17 protein-coding genes are annotated in these 13,368 nt (G+C 41.1%); 13 read left to right on the top strand and 4 right to left on the bottom strand.

What is annotated here, in order from left to right; all coding sequences use genetic code 11:
• Positions 1–19: 19 nt before the first annotated feature.
• The gene (locus HNR31_RS01530) at positions 20–160 is read right to left on the bottom strand and encodes a sporulation histidine kinase inhibitor Sda (RefSeq protein ID WP_181554483.1); all 141 of its coding nucleotides are present in this window, start codon (positions 158–160) and stop codon (positions 20–22) included.
• A 339-nt stretch (positions 161–499) separates the two neighbouring features.
• Between HNR31_RS01530 and HNR31_RS01525 the strand changes: the two genes are divergently transcribed.
• From HNR31_RS01525 to HNR31_RS01490, 8 genes are read left to right on the top strand one after another with little or no spacing between them, the layout of a single operon-like run.
• Positions 500–1,015, top strand: coding sequence for a YqeG family HAD IIIA-type phosphatase (locus tag HNR31_RS01525; protein WP_181554482.1), 516 nt, complete (start codon positions 500–502; stop codon positions 1,013–1,015).
• A complete protein-coding gene (yqeH, locus tag HNR31_RS01520) occupies positions 1,015–2,124 on the top strand; it encodes a ribosome biogenesis GTPase YqeH (protein WP_220129351.1) in 1,110 nt (369 codons plus the stop codon). Before HNR31_RS01525 ends, yqeH begins: the two co-directional genes overlap by 1 nt.
• A 29-nt stretch (positions 2,125–2,153) precedes the next feature.
• A complete protein-coding gene (aroE, locus tag HNR31_RS01515; RefSeq protein ID WP_181554480.1) occupies positions 2,154–3,002 on the top strand; it encodes a shikimate dehydrogenase in 849 nt (282 codons plus the stop codon).
• Complete coding sequence (yhbY, locus tag HNR31_RS01510) at positions 2,989–3,282, top strand: ribosome assembly RNA-binding protein YhbY (protein ID WP_181554479.1); 294 nt, start codon at positions 2,989–2,991, stop codon at positions 3,280–3,282. Before aroE ends, yhbY begins: the two co-directional genes overlap by 14 nt.
• A gap of 32 nt (positions 3,283–3,314) precedes the next feature.
• Positions 3,315–3,887 (top strand): nicotinate-nucleotide adenylyltransferase, encoded by a 573-nt coding sequence (locus tag HNR31_RS01505; RefSeq protein WP_181554478.1) that lies wholly within the window; start codon positions 3,315–3,317, stop codon positions 3,885–3,887.
• Positions 3,874–4,452, top strand: a complete 579-nt coding sequence (gene yqeK, locus HNR31_RS01500) for a bis(5'-nucleosyl)-tetraphosphatase (symmetrical) YqeK (protein ID WP_181554477.1) — start codon at positions 3,874–3,876, stop codon at positions 4,450–4,452. Before HNR31_RS01505 ends, yqeK begins: the two co-directional genes overlap by 14 nt.
• Positions 4,449–4,805, top strand: coding sequence for a ribosome silencing factor (gene rsfS, locus HNR31_RS01495; protein WP_181554476.1), 357 nt, complete (start codon positions 4,449–4,451; stop codon positions 4,803–4,805). Before yqeK ends, rsfS begins: the two co-directional genes overlap by 4 nt.
• Complete coding sequence (locus tag HNR31_RS01490; protein ID WP_181554475.1) at positions 4,802–5,545, top strand: class I SAM-dependent DNA methyltransferase; 744 nt, start codon at positions 4,802–4,804, stop codon at positions 5,543–5,545. The genes rsfS and HNR31_RS01490 overlap by 4 nt, the downstream gene beginning before the upstream one ends.
• Positions 5,546–5,639: 94 nt before the next feature.
• Here HNR31_RS01490 and comER read toward each other — a convergent pair whose 3' ends face one another.
• Positions 5,640–6,470, bottom strand: a complete 831-nt coding sequence (gene comER, locus HNR31_RS01485) for a late competence protein ComER (protein ID WP_181554474.1) — start codon at positions 6,468–6,470, stop codon at positions 5,640–5,642.
• A 105-nt stretch (positions 6,471–6,575) separates the two neighbouring features.
• Between comER and HNR31_RS01480 the strand changes: the two genes are divergently transcribed.
• From HNR31_RS01480 to HNR31_RS01470, 3 genes are all read left to right on the top strand, one after another.
• Complete coding sequence (locus tag HNR31_RS01480; protein ID WP_181554473.1) at positions 6,576–7,190, top strand: helix-hairpin-helix domain-containing protein; 615 nt, start codon at positions 6,576–6,578, stop codon at positions 7,188–7,190.
• A gap of 71 nt (positions 7,191–7,261) precedes the next feature.
• Positions 7,262–7,717 carry a ComE operon protein 2 gene (locus HNR31_RS01475; protein WP_181554472.1) on the top strand — a complete coding sequence of 152 codons (456 nt, stop codon included), beginning with the start codon at positions 7,262–7,264 and terminating at the stop codon, positions 7,715–7,717.
• Between the two features lie 70 nt (positions 7,718–7,787).
• Entirely contained in the window at positions 7,788–10,079 is a 2,292-nt protein-coding gene (locus HNR31_RS01470; RefSeq protein ID WP_181554471.1) for a DNA internalization-related competence protein ComEC/Rec2, read from the top strand.
• A gap of 71 nt (positions 10,080–10,150) precedes the next feature.
• Here the strand turns inward: HNR31_RS01470 and HNR31_RS01465 are convergent, their stop codons facing one another.
• Positions 10,151–10,285: a YqzM family protein gene (locus HNR31_RS01465; RefSeq protein ID WP_181554470.1), complete on the bottom strand. Its 135-nt coding sequence runs from the start codon at positions 10,283–10,285 to the stop codon at positions 10,151–10,153.
• A gap of 285 nt (positions 10,286–10,570) precedes the next feature.
• Between HNR31_RS01465 and holA the strand changes: the two genes are divergently transcribed.
• Positions 10,571–11,596, top strand: coding sequence for a DNA polymerase III subunit delta (holA, locus tag HNR31_RS01460; protein WP_181554469.1), 1,026 nt, complete (start codon positions 10,571–10,573; stop codon positions 11,594–11,596).
• A gap of 99 nt (positions 11,597–11,695) precedes the next feature.
• Here holA and rpsT read toward each other — a convergent pair whose 3' ends face one another.
• A complete protein-coding gene (rpsT, locus tag HNR31_RS01455) occupies positions 11,696–11,962 on the bottom strand; it encodes a 30S ribosomal protein S20 (RefSeq protein ID WP_181554468.1) in 267 nt (88 codons plus the stop codon).
• A gap of 224 nt (positions 11,963–12,186) precedes the next feature.
• Between rpsT and gpr the strand changes: the two genes are divergently transcribed.
• Entirely contained in the window at positions 12,187–13,305 is a 1,119-nt protein-coding gene (gpr, locus tag HNR31_RS01450; RefSeq protein WP_181554467.1) for a GPR endopeptidase, read from the top strand.
• The last annotated feature ends 63 nt before the right edge of the window (positions 13,306–13,368 follow it).

The following is a 13,368-nucleotide window of genomic DNA, read 5'->3' as shown; positions in this document are numbered from 1 at the left end:
TGTGGCTCGAATTTGTATCTTATGAGGAAAGTCTGATTCTATGTCCTAATGAACGTCGGAGAATTTCTCTTTTAATCAATTCGATAAATTCAGGGCTTAACTTGAGCTCTTTTGCTTTATAGTACGATTCAATTAGCAACTCATCCGATAAATTTTTCATGCCGAGAAACCTCCTTTAACGATGGAATAGAATTTGAAATCAATACATATAATGGTAAGTTACCTTTAATGTAACACGTTTAAACATGTAGAACAATCGTTCTGTTATCCACAGTGCTTAGTGGATAACATGTGGAAAATGTGTTTATAAAACACAGGAAAGTAGATATAGTATGTGTGAATAATGTGGGTAAACTTATCCACAGTTTGTGAAAAAGAAGAAGTTTGTCGAAAAATTTTTTAGTCTTGTATATATTTGTAAAACTTTGTTTTGAAACGATATAAAAAATTATGTATGATGGTTAAAGGCTGAATGTGAAAAAAGAAAGGTGAAGAGGGCGTGCTCAACTATTTTTTACCTAGTCAATATGCGAAGAGCGTTTTTGATATTACTCCAGAAATGCTAAAAGAAAAAGGAGTTAAAGGGATTATTACCGATTTGGATAATACGCTTGTTGAATGGGATCGTCCGTCGGCTACACCGGAGCTTACGCAATGGTTTCAAAGTATGAAAAATGCGGGCATTAAGGTGATTATCGTATCAAATAATAACAAAAACCGCGTCCAATCATTTGCTGAACCGCTCGGTATCCCGTTTATATTTGAAGCAAGAAAACCGCTCACTCGCGGGTTTCAAAAGGCATTATATATGATGGATTTGCGAAAAGAGGAAGTTGTTGTCATTGGAGATCAACTGTTAACTGATGTGCTTGGAGGAAACCGTCTTGGTTTGCATACGATTTTAGTAGTGCCAGTTGCCCAAACTGACGGGCTATGGACGCGGTTGAACCGAAAAGTGGAACGGAAAATTTTAAATATAATGCGACGAAAAGGCATGATTTACTGGGAGGAATGATGGTGGAACAAGAAGTAATTCGCTGTATTGGTTGTGGAGTACAAATTCAAACAGAAGACGAAACAAAAGTGGGATATGCTCCTCCAGCTGCTTTGGAAAAAGAGGAAGTCATTTGTCAACGTTGTTTTCGTTTAAAACATTATAATGAGATTCAAGATGTCTCTTTAACCGATGACGATTTTTTAAAAATTTTACATGGAATCGGTCAAACAGATGCTCTTATTGTCAAAATCGTAGATATTTTTGATTTCAACGGAAGCTGGCTGCCGGGATTGCATCGTTTTGCTGGCAACAATCCGATTTTGCTTGTTGGCAACAAAGTTGACTTGCTTCCTAAATCAGTGAAATATCCGAAATTGATTAATTGGATGAGAAAATCCGCGAAGGATTTGGGATTAAAACCGGTTGATGTTTGTTTAATTAGTGCAGTCAAAGGAATTGGGATGCGTCAAGTGATGGAGATGATTGACCACTACCGCTCGGGCAAAGATGTGTATGTGGTCGGCTGCACGAACGTCGGAAAATCGACGTTTATTAACCGGATCATTCAAGAAGTGACTGGTGAAGGAAACGTGATTACAACGTCGTATTTTCCAGGAACGACGCTTGATGTTATCGAAATTCCGTTAGACGATGGTGCGGCCATTTATGATACACCAGGGATTATTAATCACCATCAAATGGCGCATTTTGTGGATAAAAAAGATTTAAAAGTGATTACTCCAAAGCGAGAAATTCATCCGAAAGTATATCAGCTTAATGAACAACAAACATTATTTTTCGGTGGACTTGCGCGGTTAGACTATATAAAAGGAGGACGCCGCTCGCTCGTTTGTTATTTTTCCAACGAGTTATTGATTCATCGAACAAAGCTAGAAAAGGCCGATGAACTTTATGCCAAACAGCGGGGAGAGCTATTGCAGCCGCCGCGCGCAGACTATATGGATGAGCTTCCGCCGCTAGTTGCCCATTCTTTTACGATTAAAGAAGCAAAAACAGATATTGTCTTTTCTGGACTTGGATGGGTGACTTGTAATGAGCCGGGAGCACAAGTGAAGGCGTATGTTCCAAAAGGAGTTAGTGTATTCATGAGAAAATCGCTTATTTAAAGCAAAGTACGTGTTGGGGGAAGAGGAGAATGAGAAAGCTATACGCGTTAATTGGGTGCCCTGTGCAACATTCGCTCTCACCGCTTATGCATAACGATGCGTTTCACCAGCTAGGAATAGAGGCATACTATCATGCATTCCATGTCGAGAGAGAGCAGTTAGAAGAAGCGGTAAAAGGAATAAAGGCGCTCGGCATTTCGGGAATAAACGTTACCATCCCACATAAAACTGCGGTTATTCCGTTCTTAGATGAGGTAGATGAAACGGCGCGACGTATCGGAGCGGTCAACACGATTGTGAATGAAAATGGCCGACTAATCGGTTATAATACAGACGGTCCCGGTTTTGTGCGCGCATTGCAGGAAGAAGTAAAAGTAGAAGTGGCAGGAAAACGTATTTTGCTCATTGGGGCAGGTGGAGCAGCAAGAGGAATTTATTTTACGCTTGTTCACTGCGGGGCAGAGCGGATTGACATTTGCAATCGTACTGTTTCTAAAGCCCAGGAACTGATTGCTGAATCCGATGTTGCGATTGCTTCCGCCGCTTACTCGTTGCAGGAAGCTGAGGAGCGCTTGGGAGATTATGATATACTCATTAACACAACATCAGTCGGGCTGTATCCGCACGTGGATGAGATGCCGATTTCGCTTGCGAATATGAAGGAAGGGACGGTCGTGAGCGATATTATTTATAATCCATTAGAAACGAAATGGCTTCAAGAAGCGCGCACGAGAAAGGCGATTGTACAAAATGGAGTCGGAATGTTTGTATATCAAGGAGCGTTAGCTTTTGAAAAATGGACAGGGATTTTTCCAAATGTTCAACGGATGAAACAAATTGTTATTCAACACTTGGAGGGAAACAATGTTAACAGGTAAGCAAAAACGTTTTTTACGAGCAAAAGCTCATCACTTGAAGCCGATTTTTCAAGTAGGAAAAGGCGGAGTTAATGAGAACATGATCAAGCAAATTGTTGATGCGTTAGAAGCGCGTGAACTCATTAAAGTGAGTGTGCTGCAAAATTGCGAAGATGATCGAAATGTTGTGGCTGAACAGCTTGCTGCTGGTGCTAGCGCGGAGCTCGTCCAAACGATCGGCAATACGATCGTCTTGTATAAAGAATCAAAGGAGAACAAACAAATCATCTTACCGAAATAAACGAACAGTTGGCTGACAAGGGGAGGGAACAAATGAAGAAAATCGGAATTTTCGGGGGGACGTTTGATCCGCCGCATTACGGTCATTTATTAATGGCAAATGAGGTGTTACACGCCTTGCACTTATCGGAAATTTGGTTTATGCCAAACCATATCCCTCCTCATAAGCAGCATGAACAAGTGACATGCAGCGAAGACCGATTGCATATGCTTCAACTGGCGATTGCTGATCATCCGCAGTTTAAAATCGAAACGATCGAGTTGCAACGGGAAGGACCTTCTTATACGTATGACACGATGCGTCAATTAAAAGCCATTTACCCCAATAACGAGTTTTATTTTATCATCGGTGCAGATATGGTGGAATATTTGCCGAATTGGTATTATATTGATCGACTCGTTGAATTAGTCACGTTTGTTGGAGTGAAACGCCCCGGCTTTTCACTGAAAACATCATATCCGCTTATTGAAGTGGAAATCCCTGAATTTGCTGTTTCATCATCGCTCATTCGTGAGCGAATGAAACATGGAAGAAGCATTCGTTATTTAGTACCGGAACAAGTGAGATTGTATATTGAGGAGAAGAAGCTCTATGGAACGTCATGAAGCGTTAGCTATTGTAAAACAACAATTAACAGAACATCGTTACCAACATACGCTTGGTGTGATGGAAACAGCGATACAGCTAGCCAAACGGTATGGTGCCGATGTAAAAAAAGCGGAATTAGCCGCGATTTTTCACGATTATGCGAAGTTTCGTCCGAAAGAGGAAATGAAACGAATCATTTTAGAGCAAAATATGCCAAACGATTTACTTTATTATAATACAGAGCTTTGGCATGCTCCGGTTGGAGCTTACTTAGTCAAAACGGAAGCCGGTATTCAAGACGAAGAGATTTTAAATGCGATTCGCTACCATACGTCTGGCCGTGCGAATATGACGTTGCTTGAAAAAATTGTGTATGTTGCTGATTATATCGAACCGGGGCGCATTTTTCCGGGGGTAGATGAAGTGCGCGAATTGGCACAACAAGATTTAGATAAAGCGCTTATAAAAGCATTGCAAAACACGATTCAGTTTTTGTTGAAAAAGAATCAATTGATTTACCCGGATACGATCCATACGTACAATTCACTGATCATGACTATAAAGGGGGAACCACGTGAATGACGGAACGAGATATTTTACGTGTCGCTGTTCGAGCTGCAGATGAAAAAAAGGCAGAGGATATCGTTGCGCTGAACATGAAAGGCATCTCGCTTGTGGCGGATTATTTTATGATTTGTCACGGGAATTCAGAAAAGCAAGTACAAGCTATTGCGCGGGAAATTAAAGAGAAAGCAGAAGAAAACGACATTCCTGTCAAACGTTTGGAAGGATTTGACGAGGCGAAGTGGATTTTAGTCGATTTAGGAGACGTAGTCGCTCATGTCTTTCATAAAGATGAGCGCAGCTATTACAACCTAGAGCGTCTGTGGGGAGATGCACCGCTTGAGGATGTAGCGAGTGATTTACAACAATGACCTATGAATCATTTGCCTATTGGTACGATGAGTTAATGAAAGAGGCACCGTATGACTCGTGGCAAGCGTTTGTAAAGAGCAAAATTAAAATGTATGGACGAACAAAAACAAAGCGCTTGCTTGATGTTGGATGTGGAACTGGAGAGTTAGCGATTCGTCTAGCGAAGGACGGATTCGATGTTACTGGTGTAGATCTATCAGAAAACATGCTCGCTGTTGCGCAAGCAAAAGCGGAGAAACAGCATATATCAGTGCAATTTTTTCAGCAAAATATGACGGAATTAGAAGGATTTTCACCGTTTGATTGTGCGATGATTTTTTGTGATTCACTGAACTATTTACAACATGAAATGGAAGTGCAGCAAACCTTTTCGCGCATTTACGAGCTGTTACATGAAGGTGGGTTATTATTATTTGACGTTCACTCCACTTATAAAATGGATCACATTTTTCAAGATGCAACATTTACAAGCAACGATGAGGAGATTAGTTATATTTGGACATGCTATCCTCTTGAAGAGGAACATAGCGTCGAGCATGAATTAACGTTTTTCGTTCGTGAAAAAAACGGAAAATATGAGCGGTACGATGAAGTGCATGTTCAGCGTACATATGACGTTGAACAATATAAACAATGGCTTGTCTCTGCTGGGTTTACAGTGCTTGAAGTAACAGCCGATTTTACGGACGAACCGCCAAGCGATATGGCGGAGAGAATTTTCTTTGTTGCCAAAAAATAAGCTGTCCGAATGTCTGAACGAATCCGTGTCCGCATGACACGGATTCGTTCAAAATCCGGATAACTTTTTTATTTAAGCAGGATTTTTCATTTTTTTAGCGAATTTCATGATTAAATTGCTGTTGGATTTTCGCTACTTCTTCGTGAAATTTTGCGTGCGTTTTTTCAAACACATGTTCAAACAGTTCCCCAAGTTCGGCTTCTAATACCGCAATTCCTTCACCGGTAATTCCGCCTTTCACGCATACTTTTTCCTGTAGTGTCGAAAGCGTATATACGTTCTTTTTCAATAATTCCCCTAAGCCAATAATCATGTCGCTTGCGAGCATTGTTGCTTGCTCCCTTGTAATCGCTGTTTTTTGTACAGCTGCTTCGATAAAACGCTGAAGCAAGTAGCTAAAAAAAGCAGGACCGCAGCTGGCAATATCCGAAGCTATTCGTGTAATTTTATCATCAATATAGGAAGGTGTAGAAATGCGTTGAAATAAACGCTCAATATATGCTCGATAATGAGCCGCACAACGGTTTCCAAATGTAATCATTGAACTCCCGGAAAGTGCTCGGTTGGTAATGCTAGGAATGACACGTGCAACATGACATGGAACGACCGACTCAAGTTGCTGAACGGTAATCGGGCTTGTGATCGAAACGATACAATGCTTTTCGGTCCAATACGAAGATAATCGTTCTAAAAGGGGGTGAATGTCCAATGGCTTCACGCATAGAAACACAATGGTTGCCTGTTGCACTAGCTCCTCAGTGTTCGGAGTGACTTGTATTTTTTGGAATTTACGCTGGATCTCGAGAGCTTTTTCGATTGTACGGTTCGTAATCAAAAGGTCTTCTTCTGCTACTGCTTTCGACTCCAAAAACGCTTCAATTAAAATCCTTCCCATATTTCCCGTACCAATCATTCCGATTTTCACGTTTTGCTCCCCCCTCCTTTATTGTGATGACCGATATCCCTCTCTTAAACGATATGTATGAAGAATTGCCAAGGTTTATGACATATTTTGAAAGGATGGTTGCTGATGTGGCAAACGATAAAAAAATATGACAAACGGTGGTTGCTTGTGATGGCAGTTATGCTTGTTGCGATCGTTATTTTGATGAGGAGCAACGAGCAGAAACAAGATCAAGCATTTTCTCATGTAATAGATGCACCAGAGGAAGCAACATATGAAGAAAATAAAGAAAAACAAAAAGAGACGAGCATCGTATTTGTCGATGTGAAAGGAGCGGTTGTCCGCCCGGGAGTATATGAAGTGACAGGAACTGCTCGTATAAAAGATGTCATTGCGATGGCGGGAGGATTTACAAAAGAAGCCGACCAAGCAAAAGTGAATTTAGCAGCGAAAATTCATGATGAAATGATGATCTATGTTCCAACGCGCGGGGAAGAAAATGTGTCAATGGCGGCAGCAGTGAATGCGTCAGCGTCCTCAGAAACGACGAAAATAGACATTAATACAGCTTCGCTTGAAGAAATTCAACAGCTCCAAGGGATCGGGCCGACAAAAGCGGCAGCGATTATCGCGTACCGTGAAGAGCATGGACCTTTTCGAAAAATCGAAGACTTGTTGAAGGTAACAGGAATTGGTGAGAAATCACTTGAAAAAATGAAAGAGCAAATCATCATTCGGTGACGGCGTTGACGCGCTGAGAGCATGTCATTAAACTAAGGTTGTATACGTAATGATAATGGGGGAGAAGCACGATGGAACGAATTACATGGGATCAATATTTTATGGCACAAAGTCATTTACTCGCATTGCGCAGCACGTGCACGCGATTAGCGGTCGGGGCGACGATCGTCCGCGATAAACGGATTATTGCTGGAGGATATAATGGCTCTATTGCTGGCGGCGCTCATTGTATTGATGAAGGCTGTTATGTCATTGATAATCATTGTGTCCGCACGATTCATGCGGAAATGAATGCGATTATTCAGTGTGCAAAATTCGGAGTGCCGACAGAAGGGGCAGAAATATATGTTACTCATTTTCCATGTTTGCACTGCTGTAAAGCGATTATTCAAAGTGGTATTCGCGCCGTATATTACGCTCAAGATTATAAAAATCATCCGTATGCTCTTGAACTTTTTCAACAAGCGAATGTGCGTGTCGAGCAAGTACCATTTAATGCTGAAATATTATCACTTCTACAAAAATGAAGAAACAAGGGCCCCTACTTGTCTATTTATTGGCAGAAAAGTAGGGGCAATAAAAGGAGATTGAAAAGCGATGAAAGACAATCTCATTTACATGGCTGTGGCTGCCATAGGAGGCATTGCACTGGGATATAGTCAGCCAAGTCTGTTTAGTTTCTTGCTTTTGTCCGTTTATAGTTTTTTTCTTTTTGTTCGGAAGAGACAGCTCTTTTTTCTATGCGCGATAACAACGGTTGGCTTTTATTTATATATGATATATACAGATAGTCACAATCGTACGATTCTTTCCGAAAAAATGAATGATTTTTCTATTCGTCTTATCGCACCGATTACGATTGATGGTGACCGATTAAAAACGATTGTCAAAACGAAGCAGCACGAAAACGTGCAGCTTATTTACGTGATTAAAACTGAACAAGAAAAGAAGCAGCTTTCCATGTTAACGCTTGGCATGGTATGCTCGGTGAAAGGAACGTTGGAACGTCCTCAGCGGTCACGAAATCCGTATGCGTTTGATTATCAGCAATATTTACGATTTCAGCATATTCACTGGTTACTAAAGCCTCACTCGTTTTCTCCTCATCATTGCCGCAATACACCACGCACGTGGTATGAAACATTGCTTTCGATTAGGCAAAAAGGACTTGATGATATCAAACAATATTTTCCCGCGTCAACGGTCGGAATTGTGCAAGCACTTGTGTATGGTGAACGGTCTCAAATGGATGATTCGCTTCTTGAAGGGTATCAACAGCTTGGCTTAGTACATTTATTAGCTATTTCTGGGTCACATGTCACCTTGCTTGTTGGAGCGTGCTTTTATTTCCTCATTCGCTTTACGACAAGGGAAACAGCAACGATTCTTCTCCTTATCCTTCTTCCCGTTTATACAGTTATGACCGGGGCATCACCTTCTGTTATTCGCGCTTCATTCATGGCGATGATTGTCTTATTTGCTGCTTACAAAAAAATAGCGATATCTCCTCTTGATGTGCTCTGTTTGACATGTATGGCCATGCTTATCTTACAACCGTATGCGTTATTTCAAGCAGGATTTCAATTGTCATTCATTGTTTCGTTTGCGTTAATTGTATCTTTGCCCTGCATTTTACAGTTTTCTGCCTCCTTAGCACGTCTTATTGTCACGACCCTCATTGCTCAAGTGAGCGCACTTCCTTTTCTGTTATATCACTTTTTTGAATTTTCCCTTTTCAGTTTTCCGCTCAATATCGCGTTTGTTCCACTTTATTCCTTTATTATCTTACCTCTTTCTCTGTTGTCTTTGGGTGTACATTACGTATACGCGCCAGCTAGTTCGCCGTTTGTATGGGCGTTAGAACGAGTGATTACGATTTCCAACGATTGTGTGACGTTTTTCTCCTCTCATGCCCCGCTCTCGATAGTTCTTGGAAGACCATCTCCGTTTTTGCTTGTTTGCTATGGTATCGCAATTGTATTAGCTTTTATACGTCTGGAAAACAAGCGATATGATGGATTTTTATATGTGTTAATCGCTATTTTCTGTCACGCTGTATCTCCATACATTGATCGTTATGGGGAAGTGGTGATCGTAGACGTTGGACAAGGAGATTGCATATATATAGAGCTGCCGCATCGAAAAGGTGTGTATCTGATCGATACAGGAGGAATGCTTTCATTTTCAAAAGAGCAGTGGCAAATGCGTCAACACGAATGGGAAGTAGGAAAAGATGTCGTCATTCCGTTTTTAAAAGGGAACGGTGTTCGTCATATCGATAAATTGCTCATTACTCACGGAGATTATGACCATATGGGAGCAGCCAAGAGCATAATGAATGATGTACCAGTAAAACAACTGGTCATTGGAAAAGGGGGAACGAGAAATTCACTGCAAGCGGAGCTTGTTGATGTTGCGAAGGAGAAACATATCGCGGTGAAAGAAGTAGAAAGGGGAGATAGTTGGTATGTGAACGACTTCCGATTTTATATATTAAATCCGTCCACACAATCGCAAGAAACCGATGATAATAACAACTCCATTGTTTTATATACAAAACTTGGGGGGCTATCATGGTTGTTCACAGGAGATTTAGAGGAAAAAGGAGAGGAACAACTGATGGAAGCGTTCCCGCAATTGCGCGTCAACGTTTTAAAAGTAGGACATCACGGGAGCGATACTTCAACAAAAGAACCATTGTTACAAGCCATTCAACCGGACATCGCTCTCATCTCTGTTGGAAAACAAAACCGTTATCACCATCCTCATCCGGATGTTATCAAGCGGTTGCAGGCACACGGCATAACGATATGGCGGACCGACCAAAATGGCGCGATTCGGTTTTTATATACGAAAAAAAGAGGAACCTTTACAGTTATGCTGCCATAGCATAATATCAAGAGTGATGAAAAAGAGACTGCGCTTCCGCAATCCCTTTTACTTCGTGCGTATGTAGCCGATTACGAACCGAAAAATTTAACTAATGTAGCGATAATAAACATTGTTGCAAAAAAGCCGAATGAAACCATAAAACCGACCGCAGAGTCAACAGCATCGTTGCGTTTACTTTGCACGTCTTTTTCGAATTCGTTCATTTGTTACCCCTCCTCATGCAATCATTTTTAGTATAAGCGAAAAAGAAAAAAAAATCTATATCACATTGCTCATTTCCTACGTTGACAACAGTTAACACAAATACTTTGTTACGGGCGGGAAAATATAAAAATAACCGTTGACAAATAAGGTCCTAGGACTTATTTGTCAGCGTTTATATAAAGGGGGATCGGTTTCTTTCGTTAACCGATTCCCTTGTAAAAATGCAGAAAACGTTGTATCTTTTCATCATGAACGGTTGAAAAAAAGAAACGGAGCAGAGAAACATGGTGGTTGACTTTTGGGGAAAAATAAACAAACAACATTTATCTTCCCTCTACTTATTATATGGAACAGAGTCGTTTTTATTAAATGAAACATATGAACGAATCATTCGCATCGTTTTAAGTGAGGAAGAACGAGAATTTAATTTATCCATCTATGATTGCGAAGAAACGCCGGTAGAAGCAGCGATAGAAGATGCCGAAACGCTTCCGTTTTTTGGAGAAAAGCGGGTAGTACTAATAAAAAATCCTTATTTTTTAACAGCTGAAAAAGGAAAAGAAAAAATTGAGCATAATCTCAAAAAAATAGAAGCGTACATAGCTTCTCCATCACCTTTTTCTGTCGTGATTTTTGCCGGCTTGTACGAAAAATTAGATGAGAGAAAAAAACTAACAAAGCTGTTGTTGAACAATGCAGAAGTGTTTGTTGCCTCCTCATTGAATGAAAACGAGTTGCGTGAATGGATGAGGGAGCGACTGCAAAATCATGGAGTAGTCATGGATGAAGAAGCTATGGAGACATTGCTGCAACTGGCAGGAACGAATGTGATGTCGCTGGCAAATGAGCTTGACAAACTAGCGTTGTTTGTTGGACAAGGGGGAACAGTGACAAAAGAGACGGTGGAGATACTTGTTTCCCGCACGCTTGAACAAAACGTGTTTGCGTTAGTGGAAAAAGTCATCCAGCGCGATATGGCTGATGCGCTGCGAGTTTTTTACGATTTGCTTGAACTCAACGAAGAACCAATCAAAATTTTAGCGTTGCTTGCAAGCCAGTTTCGCCTTTTATATCAAGTAAAAGATCTCGCCGCAAAAGGGTACGGGCAGCAGCATATCGCTTCTTTGTTAAAAGTTCATCCGTTTCGTGTCAAACTGGCGATGAGTCAAGCCTCTTTATTTTCCGAACAAGAACTCATGCGGATGATTCACGATATTGCTGAGGCGGATTATCAGATGAAAAGCGGGGGAATGGATAAACGTTTAATCATCGAACTATTATTGATCAAATGGGGCAAAGAGCGTAAGTAAAAGCTCTTTGCTTTTTTATGTTGAACCAAAAAGAAAACGACCCTAAAAAAGGTCGTTTGTTTGAAGAAGGTGGTTATACAAGCCACCTCATTTTTCTTGTTACGCCGTGATGCTGTTTAATTTTTTCGCTAGGCGAGATTTTTGACGGCTTGCTGTGTTTTTATGAATAAGCCCTTTGCTTGCCGCTTTGTCTAGCTTTTTCGAAGCGATAATAAATGCTTCTTGTGCTTTTTCAACATCTTTTAGCTCAACAAGCGCTTCGAATTTTTTGATCGCCGTGCGCATTGCAGATTTCATAGAAGCGTTATGAGCGCGGCGTTTGTTGCTTGTTTTCACACGCTTAATCGCTGATTTAATATTTGCCAATGTCTTTCACCTCCGTAAAGCTGTCCATATACATCATTGTCTTGCCATTTCAATGAATAGAGACATATCAAGAACAAATGATATTCTATCAAACAGAGTACAATTATGCAAGACTATTCAAGCAAAAATACTTTACTTAAACGAATGGACAGACGTGAGGAATGAAATGGTAAAAAAACGGTGACAATAGATGATAAATGATTTGGTGTGAAAGGAAGGAGTATATGGATCGTTCAGTCGACTTAAGCATGTATTCAGTACGAACCGATTTGGCAATTGAAGCGCACGAAATAGCCATTGAGGAACGATTGCAACAAAAAAGAGAAGCATCATCCCATATTGAAGGGGTGAGAATTCAGGATCGTGAGCTGGATGGCATTAAGTTATCCTATGTTGAAGTCACAGACGAAGGTTCGAAATCCATCGGCAAAAAAGCAGGAAAATATTTAACGATTGAAGCACAAGGGATTCGCGAACATGATACGGAGTTGCAAAAAAAGGTACAAGATGTGTTTGCAAAAGAATTTCATGCTTTTTTACAAAAATTGAACATTAATAAAGATGCAAGCTGTCTTGTTGTCGGCCTTGGCAATGACAACGTTACCCCGGATGCGCTTGGTCCGCTTGCCGTTGAAAATTTACTCATTACAAGACATTTATTTCATCTTCAACCAGAGAGCGTCGAAGAGGGATTTCGTCCTGTCAGCGCGATAGCTCCCGGTGTCATGGGAACGACGGGGATTGAGACAAGCGACATTATTCGAGGCGTTGTAGAAAAAACAAAGCCGGATTTTGTCATTGTCATAGATGCATTAGCGGCGCGTTCTATTGAGCGTGTCAACGCCACCATTCAAATTTCTGATACGGGCATTCATCCGGGATCCGGAGTGGGAAATAAACGAAAAGAATTGAGCCAAGAAACATTAGGAATCCCGGTCATTTCTATTGGCATACCGACCGTGGTAGATGCCGTCTCTATTACCAGTGATACGATTGATTTTATCTTAAAGCACTTCGGGAGGGAAATGCGCGAAGGTCATCGTCCATCTAGTGCCCTTGCGCCGGCGGGATGGACGTTTGGAAAGAGAAAAACGTTGACTGAGGAGGATATGCCATCAGAAGCGCAGCGCTCTACGTTCTTAGGAATGATTGGGACGCTAAGCGATGAAGAAAAGCGGAAGCTGATTCACGAAGTGCTCGCGCCGCTTGGCCATAATTTAATGGTTACTCCAAAAGAAGTCGATATGTTTATTGAAGATATGGCTAATTTGCTAGCAAGCGGTCTCAATGCTGCGCTGCATGAGCAAATTGACCAAGGTAATACCGGCGCTTATACACATTAGAAAAAAGTTGTTCTATCTTTTCCGGCTTGGCCATACGTTAAATTAGTAGACAAGCTTGGAAAG

Source organism: Thermaerobacillus caldiproteolyticus, assembly GCF_013761245.1.
GTDB classification, from domain to species: Bacteria; Bacillota; Bacilli; order Bacillales; family Anoxybacillaceae; genus Thermaerobacillus; species Thermaerobacillus caldiproteolyticus.
The sequence above is the reverse complement of the archived record's forward strand: the minus strand, read 5'-3'. Positions and strand labels throughout refer to the sequence as shown.

What these genes read in the sequence shown, in the direction of transcription:
- HNR31_RS01530 (WP_181554483.1), bottom strand. Translation starts at nt 160, where the DNA reads ATGAAAAATTTATCGGATGAGTTGCTAATTGAATCGTACTATAAAGCA.
- yqeH (WP_220129351.1), top strand. Translation starts at nt 1,015, where the DNA reads ATGGTGGAACAAGAAGTAATTCGCTGTATTGGTTGTGGAGTACAAATT.
- aroE (WP_181554480.1), top strand. Translation starts at nt 2,154, where the DNA reads ATGAGAAAGCTATACGCGTTAATTGGGTGCCCTGTGCAACATTCGCTC.
- yhbY (WP_181554479.1), top strand. Translation starts at nt 2,989, where the DNA reads ATGTTAACAGGTAAGCAAAAACGTTTTTTACGAGCAAAAGCTCATCAC.
- HNR31_RS01505 (WP_181554478.1), top strand. Translation starts at nt 3,315, where the DNA reads ATGAAGAAAATCGGAATTTTCGGGGGGACGTTTGATCCGCCGCATTAC.
- yqeK (WP_181554477.1), top strand. Translation starts at nt 3,874, where the DNA reads ATGGAACGTCATGAAGCGTTAGCTATTGTAAAACAACAATTAACAGAA.
- rsfS (WP_181554476.1), top strand. Translation starts at nt 4,449, where the DNA reads ATGACGGAACGAGATATTTTACGTGTCGCTGTTCGAGCTGCAGATGAA.
- HNR31_RS01490 (WP_181554475.1), top strand. Translation starts at nt 4,802, where the DNA reads ATGACCTATGAATCATTTGCCTATTGGTACGATGAGTTAATGAAAGAG.
- HNR31_RS01480 (WP_181554473.1), top strand. Translation starts at nt 6,576, where the DNA reads ATGTGGCAAACGATAAAAAAATATGACAAACGGTGGTTGCTTGTGATG.
- HNR31_RS01475 (WP_181554472.1), top strand. Translation starts at nt 7,262, where the DNA reads ATGGAACGAATTACATGGGATCAATATTTTATGGCACAAAGTCATTTA.
- HNR31_RS01470 (WP_181554471.1), top strand. Translation starts at nt 7,788, where the DNA reads ATGAAAGACAATCTCATTTACATGGCTGTGGCTGCCATAGGAGGCATT.
- HNR31_RS01465 (WP_181554470.1), bottom strand. Translation starts at nt 10,285, where the DNA reads ATGAACGAATTCGAAAAAGACGTGCAAAGTAAACGCAACGATGCTGTT.
- holA (WP_181554469.1), top strand. Translation starts at nt 10,571, where the DNA reads ATGGTGGTTGACTTTTGGGGAAAAATAAACAAACAACATTTATCTTCC.
- gpr (WP_181554467.1), top strand. Translation starts at nt 12,187, where the DNA reads ATGGATCGTTCAGTCGACTTAAGCATGTATTCAGTACGAACCGATTTG.